The 20,271-nt window shown below is 50.3% G+C and carries 12 protein-coding genes; 8 read left to right on the top strand and 4 right to left on the bottom strand.

All coding sequences use genetic code 11. The features are described 5' to 3' along the window. The first annotated feature begins 94 nt into the window (after positions 1–94). Both ACYVIY_RS08945 and ACYVIY_RS08940 read left to right on the top strand, forming a co-directional pair. Positions 95–2,410: a glycosyltransferase family 4 protein gene (locus ACYVIY_RS08945; protein WP_460975982.1), complete on the top strand. Its 2,316-nt coding sequence runs from the start codon at positions 95–97 to the stop codon at positions 2,408–2,410. 114 nt (positions 2,411–2,524) lie between these two features. Next, positions 2,525–4,012 carry a glycoside hydrolase family 130 protein gene (locus ACYVIY_RS08940; protein ID WP_460975981.1) on the top strand — a complete coding sequence of 496 codons (1,488 nt, stop codon included), beginning with the start codon at positions 2,525–2,527 and terminating at the stop codon, positions 4,010–4,012. Positions 4,013–4,085: 73 nt separating this feature from the next. Here the strand turns inward: ACYVIY_RS08940 and ACYVIY_RS08935 are convergent, their stop codons facing one another. The 3 genes from ACYVIY_RS08935 to ACYVIY_RS08925 are packed head-to-tail and all read right to left on the bottom strand — an operon-like array spanning position 4,086 to position 9,739. Continuing rightward, positions 4,086–4,925 carry a BT_3987 domain-containing protein gene (locus ACYVIY_RS08935; RefSeq protein ID WP_460975980.1) on the bottom strand — a complete coding sequence of 280 codons (840 nt, stop codon included), beginning with the start codon at positions 4,923–4,925 and terminating at the stop codon, positions 4,086–4,088. Between the two features lie 25 nt (positions 4,926–4,950). Continuing rightward, positions 4,951–6,453 (bottom strand): SusD/RagB family nutrient-binding outer membrane lipoprotein, encoded by a 1,503-nt coding sequence (locus ACYVIY_RS08930; RefSeq protein ID WP_460975979.1) that lies wholly within the window; start codon positions 6,451–6,453, stop codon positions 4,951–4,953. A gap of 19 nt (positions 6,454–6,472) precedes the next feature. Continuing rightward, the gene (locus ACYVIY_RS08925) at positions 6,473–9,739 is read right to left on the bottom strand and encodes a SusC/RagA family TonB-linked outer membrane protein (RefSeq protein ID WP_460975978.1); all 3,267 of its coding nucleotides are present in this window, start codon (positions 9,737–9,739) and stop codon (positions 6,473–6,475) included. A gap of 840 nt (positions 9,740–10,579) precedes the next feature. On the opposite strand from ACYVIY_RS08925, the gene ACYVIY_RS08920 reads away from it, so the two are divergent. From ACYVIY_RS08920 to ACYVIY_RS08900, 5 genes are all read left to right on the top strand, one after another. After that, positions 10,580–13,810 (top strand): SusC/RagA family TonB-linked outer membrane protein, encoded by a 3,231-nt coding sequence (locus tag ACYVIY_RS08920; protein ID WP_460975977.1) that lies wholly within the window; start codon positions 10,580–10,582, stop codon positions 13,808–13,810. Between the two features lie 23 nt (positions 13,811–13,833). Beyond that, positions 13,834–15,378: a SusD/RagB family nutrient-binding outer membrane lipoprotein gene (locus ACYVIY_RS08915; RefSeq protein WP_460975976.1), complete on the top strand. Its 1,545-nt coding sequence runs from the start codon at positions 13,834–13,836 to the stop codon at positions 15,376–15,378. A gap of 456 nt (positions 15,379–15,834) precedes the next feature. Continuing rightward, positions 15,835–16,350 carry a hypothetical protein gene (locus tag ACYVIY_RS08910; RefSeq protein ID WP_460975975.1) on the top strand — a complete coding sequence of 172 codons (516 nt, stop codon included), beginning with the start codon at positions 15,835–15,837 and terminating at the stop codon, positions 16,348–16,350. A gap of 47 nt (positions 16,351–16,397) precedes the next feature. After that, entirely contained in the window at positions 16,398–16,859 is a 462-nt protein-coding gene (locus ACYVIY_RS08905) for a hypothetical protein (protein WP_460975974.1), read from the top strand. Between the two features lie 213 nt (positions 16,860–17,072). Then, positions 17,073–17,627 (top strand): alpha/beta hydrolase, encoded by a 555-nt coding sequence (locus ACYVIY_RS08900; protein WP_460975973.1) that lies wholly within the window; start codon positions 17,073–17,075, stop codon positions 17,625–17,627. Between the two features lie 49 nt (positions 17,628–17,676). Here ACYVIY_RS08900 and meaB read toward each other — a convergent pair whose 3' ends face one another. After that, the gene (gene meaB, locus ACYVIY_RS08895) at positions 17,677–18,651 is read right to left on the bottom strand and encodes a methylmalonyl Co-A mutase-associated GTPase MeaB (RefSeq protein ID WP_460975972.1); all 975 of its coding nucleotides are present in this window, start codon (positions 18,649–18,651) and stop codon (positions 17,677–17,679) included. 172 nt (positions 18,652–18,823) lie between these two features. Here meaB and ACYVIY_RS08890 point away from each other — a divergent pair, with 172 nt between their 5' ends. Further along, complete coding sequence (locus tag ACYVIY_RS08890; protein ID WP_460975971.1) at positions 18,824–20,269, top strand: pyridoxal phosphate-dependent decarboxylase family protein; 1,446 nt, start codon at positions 18,824–18,826, stop codon at positions 20,267–20,269. Positions 20,270–20,271 lie beyond the last annotated feature (2 nt).

Raw genomic sequence — 20,271 nt, 5'->3', positions numbered from 1 at the left:
TTGTTTTTACAAACAAAAGTTAGGTTAAGACACTTTTATACGTAAAAGCATCTTAACTGCTAGAGTTATAGAACCTTCTATACTATTCAACGATATGATCGATCAAATAAACGGCTCGGACATGTGGAGTCACAAACCCAAAAATGTAGCCTTTATCGGTGATTACCTTCCTCGTCAGTGTGGAATCGCCACCTTTACCTCCGATCTTTTCAAGTCATACAATTCATTTATTCCCGAGTCGAAACCTTTGGTAGTTTCGGTAAACGACGTAGCTGAAGGATACGATTATCCGAGCGAAGTTCGGTATGATTTTTACCAGCACGACCAGGAAGCGTACCGTAAAGCGGCCGAATTCCTGAATTCAAAAGATATCGATGTCGTCTGTTTACAGCACGAGTACGGAATTTACGGTGGTCCGGCTGGCAGTTATATCCTGACGCTGCTCCGGAATCTGGCCATGCCCATCGTGACGACGTTTCATACCATTCTGAAAAGCCCAAACGAAGAGCAGTTGCTGGTCCTGAAAAGCATTGCCGATCTGTCGGCGCGGGTCATCTGCATGTCGGAGAAAGGGCGTGATTTTCTGATCAATATTTATGACGTACCCAGCGAAAAAATAGACGTAGTACCGCATGGTATTCCGGATATGCCGTTCGTTGATCCCCATTTCTATAAAGACAAGTTTGGCATGGAAGGCAAGCAAACCATACTTACCTTTGGTTTATTGTCGCCCAACAAAGGCATCGAGCATGTGATTCGTGCCTTGCCCCGTATTGTTGAACAGGTGCCGAACGCGGTTTACATGATTCTGGGGGCCACCCACCCCAATCTGGTAAAACACGAAGGCGAGGTCTACCGGGATAGTTTGAAGAAACTGGCCGCTGATCTTGGTGTGCGGGACAATGTTCGGTTCTATAACCAGTTTGTTGAATTAGACGATTTGCTGGAGTACCTGGGCGCGGCCGACATTTACATTACGCCTTATCTGAACCCGGCTCAGATTACATCCGGTACATTGTCCTACGCCTTTGGTTGCGGCAAGGCGGTGGTGTCGACCCCGTACTGGCATGCTGAAGAACTGCTGGCCGACGGACGTGGTGTGCTGGTGCCGTTTGGTGATTCGGAGGCCATTGCCGATCAGCTCATTAACCTGCTTACCGATGAGTCCCGCCGACACGGTATCCGTAAGAAAGCGTATATGTTGGGTCGTGAGATGATCTGGGAACGGGTGATTCAAGCCTATGCTGACTCATTTGCTCAGGCGCGGCACGAACGGATGGGTCTGGTAAATAATCAGGCTTCGTATACAATGGGCGGACTGAGCAGCTCTGCTTTCCGATTACCCGCTTTACGGCTCGATCATTTGTATCGAATGACCGATTCAACCGGTATTATTCAGCATGCCCGCTTCCACCTGCCATTCTACGAAGAAGGATACTGCACCGACGATAACGCGCGGGCGCTCATTCTGGCTTTGACCCTTCTGGAGGCTAACGTAGGGGATCAGAAGCTGGCGAAAACGGCCGACAATTACTGCGCGTTTCTCAACTATGCCTATACCGATGAATACCGCCGGTTCCGCAACTTCATGAGCTACGACCGCCGTTGGCTCGAAGAGGTGGGCTCCGATGACAGCACGGGACGAACGATTTGGGCGCTGGGTACCTGCATTGGCCGGGCCACCGACCGGAACACCGTAACGTGGGCCTTGGGATTACTCGAAAAAGTGATGCCGTCGGTAGCTGATATGACTTCTCCGCGAGCCTGGGCTTTTGCCCTGTTGGGCATCTATCAATACCAGAAAAAATTCAACGACGACCGGCTGGCGAAAACGATTCAGCGGCAGTTGCTCGACAAACTTCTGTTCTGTTATACGGAAACCGCAACCGAAGACTGGCCCTGGTTTGAGAACGTTCTATCGTACGACAACGCCGTGCTGGCTCACGCCTTTATCCGGTCGGGAGATGAACAGTGCGTTCGGATCGGTGTGCAATCGTTGCAGTGGTTGCTCAAACTTCAAACGGCGGAGCGCGGGCATTTTCAGCCTATTGGTTCCAATGGGTTTTACGTAAAAGGGCAGCCACGCGCTTATTTCGACCAACAACCGCTCGAAGCCCAAAGTACCGTATCGGCCTGCCTGGCGGCTTATGAAGTAACCGGCGACGACGAATGGCAGCGAACGGCCGTTCGGGTGTTCAAATGGTTTATTGGCTTGAATGACCTGGGTCTGCCTCTGTATGACCAGCAAACGGGTGGCTGCCGCGATGGCTTACACATCGACCGGGTGAACAAAAATCAGGGTGCGGAGTCTACTTTGTCGTACCTGCTGGCCCTAGCTGAACTGGACACGGTTCAAAAACGACGTCAGGAAAAAAAGTCCGTTAACCTAGAAATTACGTCCTTAAGCTAAGTTGTCCAATGAAGAGACAGAATTTTCAAGTTATACGTATCAGGCGTTGCAGGTTACGGCCGCATTAGCCAATTTTAAGCGTGTATCTAATCGATTCTGTAACGTCTTTACTGAATGAGTATTAAAGCAACCCGGACGGGTATTGTTCTCCGGCCCGATCCGACGCGTGTCTTGTTTCGTCCTTTTGATTTAGGAAGTACTACCCGAACGTTGAAAATCATCGCCCGAATCGGGGCGATGAGTGATGAAGAAGCCGAGCGAAAACTCGACGAGGTAATTCGGGAGTTTGGCGGTCGGCACTATAAGCTGGAGCGCTTTCTGCTACAACGGTTTGAGCAGATAAAACCGCAGCTCCTGACCGACGAGCCACTCACCCAGGAGCGTAAGCTGCTATTGGGGGCGTACTTCACGATGGAGTACTCGCTGGAGTCGGCTGCCCTCTTTAACCCGTCGATGATCTGGCATCCTGACCAGAGCAACGTGCCGCCCGGTTACAAGCGGTTCATTTTGAGCCTGCGCGCCACCGGAGAAGGACACGTATCGTCGATCTCGTTCCGGATGGGTTATATCGATCAGGAGGGTAAGATCGTTCTGCGAAAACCGTCGCGTTACGTAACGTCGCCGGAGATTGTGCCCAATCATCGGTTTAATCGGGCGCAGTTCGAGCGGAAACTGTATGAGCTGAGGCTGGAAAATAGTATTCAGGAAAAAATGATGGCGGGGTTAGGCGATGAGTTCAGCCTGCCCGAGCTGGAAACGCAGACAAAGCGTGTGCTGGCTCAGTATCGCTACAATGCCGAATACGACACCATTGCCGGTGGTTTGCTGGCGCTGGCCCGTTCGAACTATGAAATTCACTTCGAGGACGACCAGAGTCTGGATGAACGATGCATCTTTCCCACGTCTCCGAACGAAACCAACGGGATTGAAGATGCCCGGTTCGTGCAGTTTACCGATGACAATGGCGAGGTGACTTACTACGCTACGTATACGGCCTACAACGGACGCGTTACGTTCCCGCAGTTGCTGGAGACAAAAGATTTTACGCACTTCAACGTGAGCACCCTGAACGGGGCTGAGGTATCAAACAAAGGTATGGCCTTGTTTCCTCGTAAGATCAACGGGAAATACGCCATGATCTCGCGGCAGGATGGCGAGAATATCTATCTCATGTATTCCGACGACCTGTATTTCTGGCAAACCAAAGAACTGCTTCTGAAGCCAACGTATCACTGGGAGTATGTACAGCTAGGCAACTGCGGCTCACCCATTGAAACCGAAGCGGGTTGGCTGGTACTTAGTCACGGCGTTGGTCCCATGCGTAAATACGCCATTGGTGCGTTTCTGCTCGATCTGAACGACCCTAGTAAGGTAATCGGCCGGACAACAGAACCAATCTTGAGCCCCGACGAAAACGAGCGCGAAGGCTACGTACCGAACGTCGTATATAGCTGCGGAGGCATTATAAACGGGAGTGACCTGATTATTCCTTACGCTATGGCCGATTATGCCAGCAGCTTTGCGACCGTGAACGTCGATGAATTGCTGGCGGAACTAACCGGCTCGAACAAAGCAGAGGAAGTAACCGCAACGATTGCCTGATGGAAATAATGAATACACAAACAGGCAGTTGGCTTAAGCCAACTGCCTGTTTGTGTATTCTGTCTGCCAGCGCTTAATTAACCCGCCGAATAGTTTCGGTGATAACCCGGTCACCACCGGCACCCGCGTAGCGATAGTTCAACGTGAACGTGCGCGTTGTTGGGTTATAGGTGTTGACGCCACTTTGAATCGTTGCCGCAGCCGATGTTCCTTTCGGAATGATTGTAACCGTATTGTCGGCATTAATCTTTAGCCACATCGTGTTACTGCCGCCTAGGTCAGCGTATTCCGTCTGGCTGGTCGACTCATCAATGCTGCTCAGCGTTTTCGGGCGGTTAATGGCCCGTGCGCCCGCTGTTGGGTGATTGAACGTACCCGTCGCCTGATAGTTACCTTCGTAGTTGTTCCGTGGAACCACAGCCAGAATCTTGGTACCATAGTTCGAGCTTACCACCACGCCATTCGTTGCGCTTTTGATTACAAACGGAATCGCATACGTATCGGTGAAGCTTAACGAAGTCGTGTTCAACTGGAACGCAATTGGCGCCAAACGGGTACCGGCTTTCACCGTAACCGTTGGCGTCAACAGCTGATACATGGACGCAGGCAACACTTTGAACGACGTACCATTCTGCGCGTTATACGCAGCCAGGGCGGCTTCGTCAACGGCCACCGTCACCTGAATATCCTGTGACGGTGGATTCGGCGACGCAATGTTCACGTCGAACGAGTCCGTGACGGCCGCTACTTTCAGGTAGCTGCGGGTATCCTGAGCGCCGTAGAAAGCCGATGACGGAATCTCCGCAACGGATCCCACATTTTTGAAATCAACGTAGTGTTCATCATCGTTCAGGCAGGAGCTCAGACTTCCGGTCAGGCTCGCAGCGACGATGACGTATAAAAACTTTTTCATAATAGTTCTTTGCTGGTGTTATCGCTTATTTCTCCCAGAAAATCTTTGTCGTGAACTGACTAACCGTTCCCTGTGCGCTCACATTGGTCTGGTTATAGTTAAACTCGCTCTGCGGATACAGCAGACGTACCGGAATTTGCCGAATGGTCGTGCTTGGGTCCTGCGAGATCGGTACGTTCGGGTAGCCCAGTCGACGGTAATCAGACCAGGATTCGAACGGATTAAAGCCGTTGAGCGACGCCCATTTCTGAGTAATGATCGCCTGAAGCTTGTTCGTTGACGCTTCCCAGCCTACGTTGTTAACGGCTTGCGCGTAGTACGTAGCCGCCTGCGCAGCGGTCAGCCCAACATTCAGGAACGACTCGGTAATCGCTTCTTCGTAGAACGTCTGAGGTGTTCCAGTAATCCAGCCGCGCTGAGCTGCTTCCGCTTGCAGAAACAGCGACTCGTGCGAAGCCAGGATTATCGCGTCCTGATCTGCACTTTCCAGTAAAGCTGGTCCGATCGCCGAAACCTGGCTGTTCACCAACGGATTAATGGTGCCAAAGAACGTAGCATTGAACGTAGTGCCCGTACCGCCGACCGGAAAATAAAACCGGCCCAGACGTGGATCGTTCGTTTGTTGATAGAAATCGATAGCGAACTTATTGCCTTTATACTGATTGCTCAACTCTGTAGGCGTACCCGTCACTGTACTGCCAAAGTTGCCGTAGAACGGATTCTGGCGGTTGGCCGAGTTGGTGTAGCCGGGGTTGACAGCCGCATTTTCGCCTTCGCCCAGGAATCCGTATTCCGAAGCTTTCAGTGTAGCAAGTTGCGCCTGGATGAACGCCTGCCGCTCTGGTTTTTCGGACTGACGCAGCAGCATCCGCAATTTCAGTGTATTGGCAAACTTCCGCCATAGATCCAGATCGCCCTGAAACATGATGTCGTTTGAGCCCGGATTCCGAACGGTACCACCCTGAGCCGCTACCTCGTCTGCCTGATCGAACAAGGTCAGCGCTGCGTCGATCTGCTTAAACAGATCTTCATAGATCGCTACCTGATCGTCGTATTTCGGAGCCGCCGTGGCCACACCCGATAGGGCTTCGGTATAGGGTACGTTGCCGTAGGTATCGACCAGAATCTGAAAGTGCAGGGCTTTCATGATTTTAGCCATTCCCTGCACAACAGGTTGGTTTAAGGCCGCGCCCTGCGTATCGATGTAATTGTAGTTCTTCAGGATCAGGTACCCATTATCCCAGATACCCGCGCCGAAGGAGTTGGTAAACTGGTAGTTTTTGTCCGATGTACCGATCGAGTAGTTACCGCTCCAGTTCCAGTAGCCCATCCAGAGGTTCAGGAACGGGAAACGGGTTTGCATATAACTGGCGGTAGACGCTAACGCACTGGGCAGAACCAGCTCGGGCGTTGCCGAGGTCGCCTGGTTGGGGTTATTGTTGATGTCGAGATAGTCGTCTTTGCAGCTCGACGATACCGCCAGCAGCGCGACTAATGCCCCAACCGTTATTTTCTTTATGTTGAACATTGTTAGTTGTTGATTAAGATTAGAACCCAACGCTTACCCGGAAACCATAGAACCGCGTAGGCGGAGTTTGGTATTCATTTGTTGTTCCCTGTGCGTTACTGTTATCCAGCGAGAATTCCGGATCGGAGAAAACGTTTGTCTTCGGACGTAACAGCAATAGATTCCGGCCGGTCAGGGCTACGTTCAGCGTCTTCAGGAATTTGGTTTTGCTCAGGAAAGCAGCCGGTACGTTATAGCCCAACACCACTTCCCGTAGTTTCCAGAACGCTGCGCTCGTTACGTAGCTCGAAGCGGCATTATGGAAACCTGAGTTCGTCCAGAATTCCAGATTACCATCCCGGGTCGATACGCTCGTGTTCGGCGTATAGGTTGGATTACCCTGGTCATCAGTACCCGTTTGGATAACCGAGTTCGGATAAATGAAATTCTGACGGCCATTGTAGGTCGACCGAATGCCAGCACCCGTGAACTCAAGTGCGTTGCCAAGCTGGTTGTAAATCACATTGCCGCCCCGGTATTCAACTACCGCTGACAGGGTGAAATCCTTGTAGCCAAACGTATTGGTCAGGCCGAAGCGATGGCGCGGCTGGGTCGTACCATAATACCGGATTGTAGGGTCCAGAATTGGGTATCCCGTGGTTGAGTTAACTACAGCTTGTCCATAATATGGACTGTTTTGATCGGTCACCCGTTGAATATCCGATACGTACAACGCTGGGTAAGGCTGACCAACGGCTGCATACACTGACGAGCCTGAACCATCAGTGAGCGGGATATTGATGCGGTCAAGACCTGGGTAAACCGACGTCACCTTGTTATCGAGGAAGGTATAGTTCGTGTTGATGTTCCAGGTAAAGCCCCCCGTGTTCACGATTGGACGTAGCGTACGTAGTTCCAGCTCTACGCCACGGTTTTCCATCGAACCCGTGTTGATCAGGGCTGAGGTGTAACCCGTAGCGCGCGAGATCTGAATCGGTACGGTCTGGTTGGTTGTGGTCGTCGTGTAGTACACGGCTTCCAGGTTGATCCGGTCAAACAAACCAACTTCAACGCCTACTTCGCGGTTCGTTGTGAACTCCGGTTTCAGGTTGGGGTCATTCTGCGTGTTACCCAATTCGAAGCCAGGCTGGCTGCCATACGGGAACTGCGTTCCGCCCGAAGCCGGGTTACCACCCGAAGACTGGTTGGTGCCGGGGTTGAACACGTTCTGAAGCTGATAAGCCGCTACGTTTACGTTCCCGGCTCTGGCAATACCTCCGCGCAGTTTTAAGTACGTCAACGCATTGCCGCCCTTCAATGAAGGTAAGGCTTCGGTCAGAATCACCGAGGCATCGACGCTGGGGTAGAAGAACGACCGGTTGTCAGGAGCCAGCAGCGACGTCCAGTCATTCCGTCCCGTAGCGTGCAGGAAGAACATGTCGCGGTAGCCGATGGTCAAGTCGCCAAATGCACCTAGCAGACGGCTTTGTGCGTTGTATTCCGATACGTTCGGCTCACCCAGCCGGTTCGAGATGTTGTATACTCCCGGAATGACCAGTGCAGCCGCGTTCGCATACGTATTGCGCCGATAGTCGGTACGGGTTTGCTGCCCCAGGATTAACTTCGTCGTGAAATCACCGAAGGTTGGGGTAATCGACACCAGCAGATCGCCCGTAAAGCGGGTGCGTGTGTCGGTCTGATCAGTAACAGTTGCGCTGCGCCGTTGTACCGATGAGGCAATGTTACCGGCGCCCCAGGGGTCACTGATCGCATAGTCGCTGAACGTTACCTCGGCCACGTGTGACTTAAACTGAGAGTTCGATACCTGACCCGACACGCGGTACAATACGTTCAGCCATTTCGTAAACTGATAGGCAACGTCGGCATAACCCTGGAAGTTGTACTGATTTGTAACCGCCCGCGAATTGTCGCCCGTTACCTGCCACCACGGGTTTGGGTAATAAGCATTAAAGTACCCGTTTACATCGCCGTAGGGTGACGTAATGTCTTTAATGCGGGGATCAGTCAGGGGGGCATGGGCGGGCTGATTCAGCAGGTTCCAGTAGACCGGACGGCCCTGACCAAAATCGCCATTCTCCAGATTCCGATTCTGATACGTAAAGTTGGCCTTTGCCGTAACTGTGAATTTATCAATCGTGCGGCCACCGTTCACCAACAGGTTTGTGCGGCTGAACCGATCGTTGGGTACGATACCCGTCTGGTCAACGCGCTGAATGCCTAAACCAAAAAAGTTTTGCGCATCGCCAATCCGGTACGATAAATCGTGCTGTACCGTAGCGCCGGTGTTGAAAAACGCTTTGCGCGGATCTTTCGCTAAAGCTGAGTACGGCACCTTCAAGGTATCCAGGCGGAGCGACCCATCGGGGTTCCGTACCTGTACGCCATAGCCAAGGGGCTGAAGCGAACCGTCGAAGGCGGGACCAAACTGCTGGTTTTCGAAGGGAACGTACAACCGCTGGCCGTTGGCGTCGATAAACGGAGCGCCTTCACCACCGTTGGAGCCGTAGCTGTTCTGGAGCGATGGCATGTACGATACGCTCTCGAACTGAGTATTGTTTGTGTACGAGATTTGTGGCCGGTTATTAGTGGTACCGCGCTTGGTGGTAATTACTAATACGCCGTTAGAGGCATCTGACCCGTACAAAGCCGCTGCACTGGGCCCTTTTAAGATAGTTGTGCTTTCAATATCGTTGGGGTTGATAGATGAAAGAAATGCAATATCTGTGAGTGCACCATCGACAACCAGCAAGGCCTGGTTGTTTCCGAGGAAAGAGCGGTTACCACGTATCGTTAAGCGTGGAGTCGATCCTACAGCGTTGTTAGTTAAGTTGACCTGCAAACCGGCAACTTTACCCGTTAACCCATTAGCGATGTTAACCGGAGCGGCCTGGTTGATCTGTGAGCTGTTGATCTTCGTAACCGACGTACCGATTTCCCGTTCAGTCCGACGGATACCGAATCCCGTCACTACGACTTCGTTCAGGGTAGAGGCATCATTCTGCAAGACGACGTTAACCGAACTGCGATTCCCAACGGCTACATCCTGCGACTTAAACCCTACGAAGGAGAACGTCAGGGTCGCGTTTCCTCCGGCGTTGATCCGGTAGGCCCCATTCGCATCTGTCGTTGTTCCCCGGCTTGTTCCTTTTACAACAATGCTCACGCCGGGTAGGGCTGAGCCATCATCCGACGAAGTAACGAGACCCGTCACAACGGCCTCCTGCGCCATCAGCGGCAAACAGAACAGCAGTGACATGAGCCAACTTCCAATTAGAACTTTTCTCATAAAAGTTGATGGAGATTTGTTTGAACTATAAAACTAATTTTTCAACAAAATTAAAGACTTATCTACCAAAAAACGAACCTTTTGTTTGTCAAATAGCACCTATTGCCATAATTTATAGATAGTATACCTCATAAATGCCTAATTTCGCTACAAAGTCCTTTAATCTAATTTTAATCAGAAAATTGTACTTTTATAGGTTAGTACTTAGTACGGCTTGTAAAAATTACTTACTACATAGTTAAACTTTCAAAAATATATTTTGTATAAAGCGTTTAGAAGATATATTCTATGGGTAAACTGGTAGTTAAGAGCTGCTAGAGATAAACAACAGACAATGAATCGTAATGTTTTATAGACTGTAGTTTACTTAGTATATATGGTCAGCGAACAAATTTGACCCTAGGTAGTGAATATATACCGAGTATAGGTTAGTGAAAAGTAGTCAACTAGTGAGCGTAGTATAACAAAACCGCTTGCCCATTCAAAAGCTGTAAAATTCAGCGACTAACCTTTCAGGAGAAGAGAATTAATCAGTAAATCGTCCAAAAAGGCCATGTTCGACAATGAACATGGCCTTTTTGGAATATCAAATACCCAGTGATTGCTCTATACCCAATACTTAATTGAGTTCAAGTAAAACGAAACTATACTTAGTTAAGGTCCCTTATGTAATGTAGCCGCCAACCATTCTTATTCAGAACATTATTTTGCTTATAGGTCGAATAGTAGGGGATGATTGAAAAAAAATTGACCTTGGCAAAATCTTGTCTCAATAAAATTACTTTACTTTGGGGTAGTGGATATTATTTAAGTACTACTTCTTAACTTAAACGACGTTCTATGCGTAAATTTTTACTAGCACAGTTTATACTGTGTTTATTCGCTATTCCTTTGCTGGCCCAGGACCTGGTCATCACCGGAAAGGTCACTTCATCAGAGGACGGATCTGCATTACCGGGCGTTAACATCTCGGTGAAAGGCACGACACGCGGTGCCACGACAGATGCTGAAGGCATCTATCGAATCAATGCGTCAAAAGGCGAAGTATTAAACGCCAGCTTCATCGGCTTTACTTCCCAAACGATTAAGGTTGACAACCAAACGTCATTGAATTTTTCCTTAAAACCCGACGCTTCACAGCTTCAGGAAGTTGTGGTAACGGCTCAGGGTATCCGGAAGAGTCAGCGTGAGATTGGGTATGCTGTTTCTAAAGTAGAAACAGAGGATGTAACTGTTGGCCGTTCGCCCCAGTTAGCGCAGGCACTTTCGGGCAAGGTAACCGGTCTGGCCGTTTACAATGTAAACAACAGCGTTGACCCAGCTGTAAAGGTTGTGTTACGTGGATACCGCTCGCTGACTGGTAACAACGAAGCGCTGGTCGTGCTGGATGGTATGCAGACGACGTCGACCATTCTGGCTCTGATCAATCCTAACGACATCGAGAGCGTGTCTATCCTGAAAGGTGGACAGGCTGCTACGTTGTACGGGTCGGCTGGTATTAACGGTGCTATCATCATCACCACCAAGAAAGGCGTAAAAGGAAAACTCAAAGTATCGTATTCAAACAGTACAAACTTTGAGGACATCAGTTTTCTGCCGCAGATTCAGGACAAGTTCGGTTCGGGTTCTCACTACTACCCATCGTTCGGTACGGCTGGTTACAGCAACGACTATCTGGTTCGGATGAAAGAAAACTGGCGGCCTTACGAAAATCAGCAGTACGGTGATCAGTTTGATGGATCGCTGCGGATTCAGGGCCGGACAGCCGAAGATGGCAGCCAGCTGATTATCCCGTACTCAGCTATTCCAAATGCCCGTCGGAAGGCGTTCAACAGGGGCGTGTCGATGAACAATCAGGTGAGTTTCCAGGGTGGTGACGAAACCAGTTCGTTCTATATGTCGCTGGAAAACCAGAAGATTGCTGGGATTGTACCGAACGACCAAAGCGAACGTACCGGTGCACGGTTGTCGGCTACCAAAGAATATGGTAAACTGACCGCCGGTTTCAACGTCGGCTTTACGCAGGCTGTTTACGACCGTACTTCGTCTGATTTCTACAACGACGTACTCAACCAGCCAGCCAACCTGCCCCTGAACGACCTGCGCAACTGGCAGACCAATCCACTTGCCAATCCAAACGGTTTCTACAACGACTATTACAATAACCCGTATTTCAATGCCGATAACAGCCGAATGAAATACAAAGATGCTAACCTGAACGGTAATCTGAGCCTGAACTATAAGCCAACTTCCTGGCTGATGATCACGGAGCGTTTAGGGGTGATGAACAACTCCCGGACGGGCAAAAATACCACGGGTAAATTCCTGTATTCAGACTGGGCTAAAACGAAATCGTTTGTTCCTGCTCCGTTTTATCACGACGGCGATGGTACGGGTATATACCGGGCAATCACCGACATTCTGGGTGGTGTAACAGATTACTCGAATACAGAAAACGTCGTTAACAACGAATTCCAGGTTCACCTGACGAAAGATTTCGGTCCGTTTACCAACAAGTTAATCCTGGGGAACAGCATTTATCAGCGTACGACTAAATCCATGGCTGTTGGATCAAGTTCCATTGTCGTACCCGACGTATACAACGTAGCGAACCGCCAAGGTGAATTGACTGGGGGTGAAGCCACAACGCAGGAGCGTCGGTATGGGTACTACGCTGACTTAACCATGAACTACAAAAACTGGCTGATTCTGAACGGTACGTTCCGCTTCGACGCTACGTCTCGGTTCTATAAACCAAATCGTCCGGCCAATACGTGGTCGTATCCGTACTACGGCGCTGCCCTCTCGTTCATTCCAACAGACGCTTTCCCTGGTATTCGCAACGATGTCCTGAACTACGCGAAGATCCGGGTGAACGCCAATAAGAACGCCAATGACAACATTCCCTTATACGGTCTTGATCTGGCGTACGGCAATGGTACGGGCTTTCCGTACGGCAACACTGTTGGTCTGACCGTTGGTAACGTATTACCGGATGCTGGTCTGAAACCTGAAACAGTTTATTCGACCGAAATTGGTGGCGAATTCCAGTTGTTCAACAACCGTGTTAACATTGACGTATCGGCATATACTCAGAATTCAAAAGGCCAGGTTATCACCGTTCGGGTTCCAAACTCAACTGGTTTCAGCAACCTGCTGATCAACGTCGGTGAAACCAAAAACTGGGGATACGAAGCCGAGTTGAAATATCTGATTGCGCGGGGTGGTAAATTCTCCTGGGATGCGAGTGTTCGGTATTCGTACAACGACAACAAAGTACTTGATCTGTATCCGGGCATCAACGAGTTCCAGTACGGTGGATTTGCATACGCCAACACGAACGTAATTAAGGGTGAGCGGTTTCCAATCCTGAAAACGGATGGTTATCAATACGCTCCAGATGGATCGGGTCGTGTGCTGGTGAACTCAACAACGGGTTACCCACTCCGCCAGACCACCTTGTCGTCGCGCGGTGGTGTGCTTCCCCGCCATATTGCCGGTCTGGGCTCGAAAATCGAATACGGTGATTTAGCCTTTACGTTTAACTTCGAATACCGGGGTGGTAATGTAATGTTCAGCGATCTGGGTCGTCAGATGACGTTCACCGGAACGGGTAAGTGGACCGAAAACCGGGCTCCGCATATCTTCCCGAACTCGGCTTATCTGGATGCTGACGGCAAAACGGTTATTCCAAACACGACCGTTAATGTACGTGAAGCGGAGTATGCCCTGTGGGTTGACCAATATCGGTTGGTATCGGAGAACTTCGTTACGCCAGCCTGGTTCATCAAACTTCGGGATATCAACCTGGCGTATCGCCTGCCCCAAAGCCTGATGAGCAAAACAAAGATCTTCTCGGGAGCCAGCATTGCGCTGTACGGCCGGAACCTGTTCACGATCGTTGATAAGCTGAACTACTACACAGACCCTGAGTTCAGCTACCAGGGTAACCCAACGCCAGGCAGCACAGCAACGCCAACCGCAACGTCGGCCCTCGGTATTGGTATCAACACAACCGGACAGACCCCACCAGTACGTCAGTATGGTGTAAACATCAATCTTACGTTCTAGTAAACCATCGACATTGATTTAACATGAAATTAAAATCATTATTCATAGCCGCTTTTGTGGCCGTGGTTGGTAGTGGTTGTAATAAATCTTTCTTAGATATAAATACAAACCCCAACGTATTACCAACTGCATCACCAAGTTTTGTTTTCACCAATGCCCTGAATACGACCGCGCGGAATATTGCCGGTAACACAGACGGACAGGGATCGAACGAAATCGGTTTCTACTGGTCGGGCCAGTGGTCGCAGGGTAATGGGTACATCATTAGTACCACGCAGTTTGCTTACAACTTCACCAATGGTGATTTCAACTATTGGGATGGCTATTACGATAACCTACAGGACTATCAGTACGTAATCAATAATGCTGATGCCAACAGTCAGAAATACCTGAAAGGACCGGCAAAGGTGATGAAGGCCATGTTGTTTCAGCAGTTGGTCGACATGTATGGCAACATACCGTATACCGATGCTCTGAAAGGAAGCGCTGTGCTGGCCCCAAAATTTGATGATCAGAAGGCCGTTTACGAATCGCTCATTACGTTGTTGGACGAAGCGATTACCGATCTGAAAGCCAATCCGTTTGCCAGCGCCTTTACAGGATCGGATATTGTCTTCGGCGGGAACGTAACGCGGTGGACACAGTTTGCCAACTCGCTGAAGATGCGCATTCTGATCCGGCAATCCAGAGTTGCCGGCAGAGAGGCTTACATCAAAACCGAAGTTAACAAGATTGTAACGGAAGGTTCGGGCTTTATCACCGGTATAGATGTAGGTGTTGGTGGTCCTTCGTTTTACCTGGCTACGGCTGGTAAACTGAACCCAGTATATGACCGCTGGGGATACGATGCCAACGGTGCAAAACGCGCGCTGAACAATTATCCGCGCCCAACGCAGTTTCTGGTCAATAGCCTCAAAGCGGCTGGTGATACCCTGCGGCTGAAGCGGATTGCCTACGCCAATGGGGGCGAGAACGCCAGTACGCCTGGTGTAAGTACTCAGAAAGAGGTGATGGCCAACTATTCAGGCACGCCTTTTGGGGCCAGTTCGGGTTACCTGCCGGCCAACACGGTTTCGCTGGGACCAAGTCTGCTGGTAAAAGGCGAGTACAACCGTCCGTATATTATCATGACGGCGGCTGAAGTTCAGTTCCTGCTGGCGGAAGCAAAGCAACGTTACGCCGATGTAACGCTTCCGAATGCGGCTAAAGCTTATTTTGAAGAAGGCATCAAGCAGTCGTTCCGCGTTTTAGGCGCGAACGTAGCGGGTGCTGACGCTTTCAAAGGCAGCAAGATTAACAATTATGACTGGGACGCTTCGACGGATAAGCTGACGGCAATTGCTATTCAGAAATGGATTGCCCTGACTAACTTCAGCGGTCTGGAAGCATGGGCTGAATACAGACGTACGAACCAGCCGAACATTCCGCAAAGTACGCAGGTGACGGATGCAAAACGTCCGGTACGCTTCTTCTACCCAAATACGGAATCTGGCTCGAACGCGGCTAACGTAGAAGCTCAGGGGACTGTGGATGTCTTTAGCACTCGCTTGTTCTGGGATGTCGATTAAGTTCGTGAACAAACTTTAAGTAAAAAGGAGACCATCGGCTAGGTGGGCTCCTTTTTGTTTTAGGGCAATAAAAAAGCAGATCGACAAGGCCGGTCTGCTTTCTGCATTACGCTTTATCCAACTATTAAAGTGCAGTTCGACTAGAGGGGCTGTCCCGATTTCGGAACAGATTTGACCGGCGGCCACCTAGCTGGTGTTCACCCGGCTATGCTACCCGTACATTTCAGTCAGAAAGGTAACAGCTAATCTGGCTTAGTTCATAGTTGATCAGGAATGATGTCTATTTTTCGGTATGTATATTAATTTTTCGGTAGCTGTTTGAGTCAACTTCTTTCAAACCTGCGTATTCTGCTTAACTGCTGACAATGCACAAGAATCGGGGAAGTAAGCCTATGGAGCAGCCCAAACCTTTTGAAGAATTCAGGGTTATTCTATACAATTAATCGACTCAAAGTTATGAAAGACGAGAAAGATGTAGAACGCGATGAAGCGCAGATAATTGGCCGTACAGAAGGCCCGTTCGGTACCGACGATGCCGACGCGGATGTGCATCTTACGGACAATAAAAACCGAGACGAGATAGATGATTCATCCAACGGTCTCGACAGTATGCAGGTTCGGGGCGGTCAGGATGGACGTAACAATCGAGCATTTGGTGGTATCGACATGGACAGCAAAAACGGAGTGATGCGCATGGGCGATATGGACAACAGTACGATGGAAGTGACCGAAGAAGCCCAGAAAAGTATTGTTGCGAACGGCGATAAAACAAACACGAGTACGGTGGACGTGACAACGCACGGCCCCGACGATTATGCCTCAGCCGAGGAAGTTGGAACACCAGCGGCCCAGAAAGAAGCCAAAGAGCAGGACGCTGATGACTCCGAAGATCGCTCGGGCGGTGATCAGGTCGACGATTCGGAACAGGTGGCCCAAACCGGTACCGATACCGACCATGAGCCAACGTATTAACTAAAGCAACGGGTAAAGTAATCAGTACACCATAAACCAACAACGTTATGAGCGTAAGCAGCAAACTTCGCAAAGAGAACGATGAGTCTTTTGCGTCTAAACAACGGCAAAGTACCCAGGGGCTGGCACCTGAACAGGGCTTAACCCAGTTGAACGATATCCAGCGGGATAACGACTTGCCATCCCGGCAAATACAGACGAACGACACCAACTTTGCCGATAATTACGAAGATATCGAGCGGATGGCGGCTGAATCGGATAATGACGGACCCTCTGACGCCGAGATCGAAGAGTCGAAGCGGGCTTCGTGGGGGCAACCTCCCTTGCCAACAGACGCTGAGGATGCGTCTACCGACGAAACCGACCCGATGACGGCCTACCAGCAGCCTGAAAATACAGTAAGCGAATCTGACTCAACGACCGGTGCTGACTGGAACCAGAGCACAACAGAGGGCGCTATTCCGGCGACTCGGGCAAACGAACCGGATCGAACATTAGGCAACTCGTAAGTACAGACTTGCTTAGCTATCTGAAAAAAAGGTGAACGAAAGGTTTGCCTTTTTTTGTAACCTACCGTTGTACCTAAAGTAAGTGGTTAATAGAGTCTAGCTCTCCTGAATACCGTTACGTGGTTAGACGTAACGGTTGCCGATACGATTAAAGTAGAGTTCCCGCGAAATGGATTGGCGTTAACCGTGTTCAACTTTTATCTTCTGCCAGCTATGAGCAGTAGTAGCAAGCATATCTTATTTATACAGGGCGGAGGCAGTGAAAACGATTATGAAGCAGATGCTGCCCTGGTTGATTCGTTGCGGATGATCTTAGGAGAAACGTATGCTATACACTATCCACGCTTGTCAAATGAGCCCGTTCCGGATTTAGGGCGGATCAAGCAGATTGATAAAGCAGTTTCGCTGCTGGAAGAAGAGCCCGTTTTGGTGGGACACTCCTTCGGTGCTTCTATGCTTTTGAAGTGGGTTTCCGAAACCGAAGTCAAGAAAAAGATAGCAGGCCTTTTTCTGATTGCCACGCCGTTCTGGAGCGGTGATGAAGACTGGAAAGAAGGGTTTAAACTACAGGAGAATTTTGCGGACAGGCTGCCCGAAGACGTTCCTGTTTTCTTTTACCACTGCCGCGATGATGAGGAGGTACCGTTTGCCCATCTTGCTATTTACAGGCAAAAACTTCCCTGGGCGATTTTCCGCGAGTTAGCCAGCGGAGGTCATCAACTTAACAATGATCTCACTATTGTGGCAAATGACATCAAGTCGTTATGAAATGCGAAGCGTAGTTGCTTGGGTAGTTTCAACTCGTATGATTCCGGTATCAGCTAAGGGTGAGTTGTTTTACCGCGGGAACGGGTAGGAGCGTACCAGCTATTACCTGATCCTCAAGCTCTTTAAGTCGTTCCTGTACGCCAGGCTGGCTATAAAATTGGGTTTCTAGCTGTTGCTGCAACAAAGCCCTGAACCACGTTCGTTGCTGCTCCTGGCGACGTTTGGCACCGTGACCCGTTTGGGTCATCAACTGCTGGTGTTCTTGAATTACCTGCCATAAATCCGCTATCCCGTTGTTGATCAGGGCTGAACAGATAAGTACTGGTGGAAACCAGCCGGTGCCCGTTGGTGGGAACAGGTGCAGAGCGTTTTGATACTCAACACGGGCGCGATTTGCGGATGCCTGATTATCGCCATCGGCTTTAGTGATAGCGAGTGCGTCCGCTAATTCCATAATACCGCGTTTCATCCCCTGTAGCTCATCACCGGCCCCGGCCAGCATGAGCAGCAAAAAGAAATCAACCATTCCGTGCACAACCGTTTCGGATTGCCCTACACCGACTGTCTCAACCAGAATTACATCGAATCCGGCGGCTTCGCAGAGCAGAATTGTCTCGCGGGTACGGTGCGCTACGCCCCCCAATGAATCGCCAGCTGGGGAGGGACGAATATAGGCGTTAGGATCTACTGACAGCGTTTCCATCCGGGTCTTATCGCCCAGCAAACTGCCTCGTGATCGCTGACTTGTTGGGTCGATAGCCAGCACAGCTAGACGGTGCCCGAGCCCGGTCAGGTATTTGCCAAAGCTTTCGATAAACGTACTTTTGCCGACACCCGGTACGCCAGTTATGCCAATACGTACTGAATTGCCAGTGTGGGGTAATACGCGTTCCAGAACTTGCTGCGCTAATGCCTGATCGTCAGTGCGTCGGCTTTCGACAAGCGTAATGGCCTGGCTTAATAGTAACCGATCGCCAGCCAGAATACCGGCTGCGTAATGATCAGGAGCAAATCGGTTACGCATGAATCACAATCTAGGGTCGAATCAGGTTAACGAAACACAGTGCGATCTGGCCGTAGCTAGCCAATGAATTTCCGGATCAGCTTTCACAACCAGTTGTAAAAGCAGTGCATCAAAAATAAGTATTTCCAGGCATCAATGCGTAGCCGTTGCTTTGCCCAAATTTCAATACGTAATGAATATACCCTTATCTACTGCTTATTCCGCCGATCAATTTCGTGAGCAGGCGCATGCGTTGGTCGATCTGTTAGCCGATCACCTTACTCAGGCAAGCAGGCCAAATGAGCCAGTTCTGACTTACGAAGAACCGGATGACCAACTCGCGTACTGGCAGGCCGATTTTGCTCAGCCAGTAGAGGCTAATCCGCTTGCCCTGTTCGAACGTATGATCCAGCGATCAATTCATCTGCATAACCCTCAGTTTATGGGGCATCAGGTGGCCCCTCCCTTGCCGCTGGCTGCGTTGGCAGGTTTACTGACCGGGCTGCTCAATCAGGGAATGGCTGTGTATGAGATGGGCATGACTGCCAACGCGCTCGAACGGATCGTAACACAGTGGTTAGCCAGTCACCTTACGTTAGGACCCGAAGCCGGGGGCCTGCTCACATCGGGCGGTACGCTGGCTAACCTAACGGCCTTGCTTACCGCCCGTGCCGTGGCTGCTCCGGCTGATATATGGGAAAAAGGGTATCACAACGAAAGTGACGTTTCTCGTCTGGCTATTATGGTATCTGAAGAAGCTCACTACTGCGTCGACAGAGCTGCCCGGATCATGGGGCTCGGTACCGACGGTATCATTAAAATACCCACGAACGCCCGCTTTCAGATGCGTACCGACTTACTGACGTCTTATCTGGAGCAGGCAAAAGCGAACGAACTAACGGTGTTTGCGGTCGTGGGTAGCGCCTGCTCAACCTCGACCGGTTCGTACGACGATCTGGTGGCCATCGCTGATTTCTGTGAACAGCACAGGATTTGGTTTCACGCCGATGGAGCGCACGGGGGCGTTGCCGCGTTATCGGATACGTATCGTCCGCTAGTGCAGGGTATCGAACGCGCCGATTCAGTTGTTATCGACTTTCATAAAATGATGATGATTCCCGCTTTAGTTACGGCTGTGCTGTACCGGCGTGATGCGGATTCATACCAGACGTTCCAGCAAAAGGCGCAGTATCTGTGGGCCGATGCAACGGCGAAAGACTGGTTCAATTCGGGAAAGCGAGCGTTTGAGTGCACAAAGCTGATGATGAGCGCCAAGGTATACGCAGTGTTACGTACCTATGGCGAAGGCATTTTTACCAAAAATGTCGACACCTTGTACGGTATGGCCCGGCAGTTCGCGGAGCAGATACGCCAACGGCCCAACTTTGAACTAGCCGTTGAACCGGAGAGTAATATTGTTTGCTTTCGGTACGTAGACACGGACCTGACCGCCGAACAACTGGATGATTTCAACACCGCTATTCGCACCTGTCTTTTGAAAGAAGGACGTTTTTACATTGTACAAACCACGCTACGCGGACGGGTATATCTGCGCGTATCGCTCATGAACCCGCTTACCACTGATGCGCACCTGCTGGCCTTGTTGGATGCAGTTAGCCAGATTGGGAAGGGTTTATAGAT

This window comes from Spirosoma knui (genome assembly GCF_054780635.1).
This window is presented reverse-complemented; position numbering and strand designations above follow the sequence as displayed.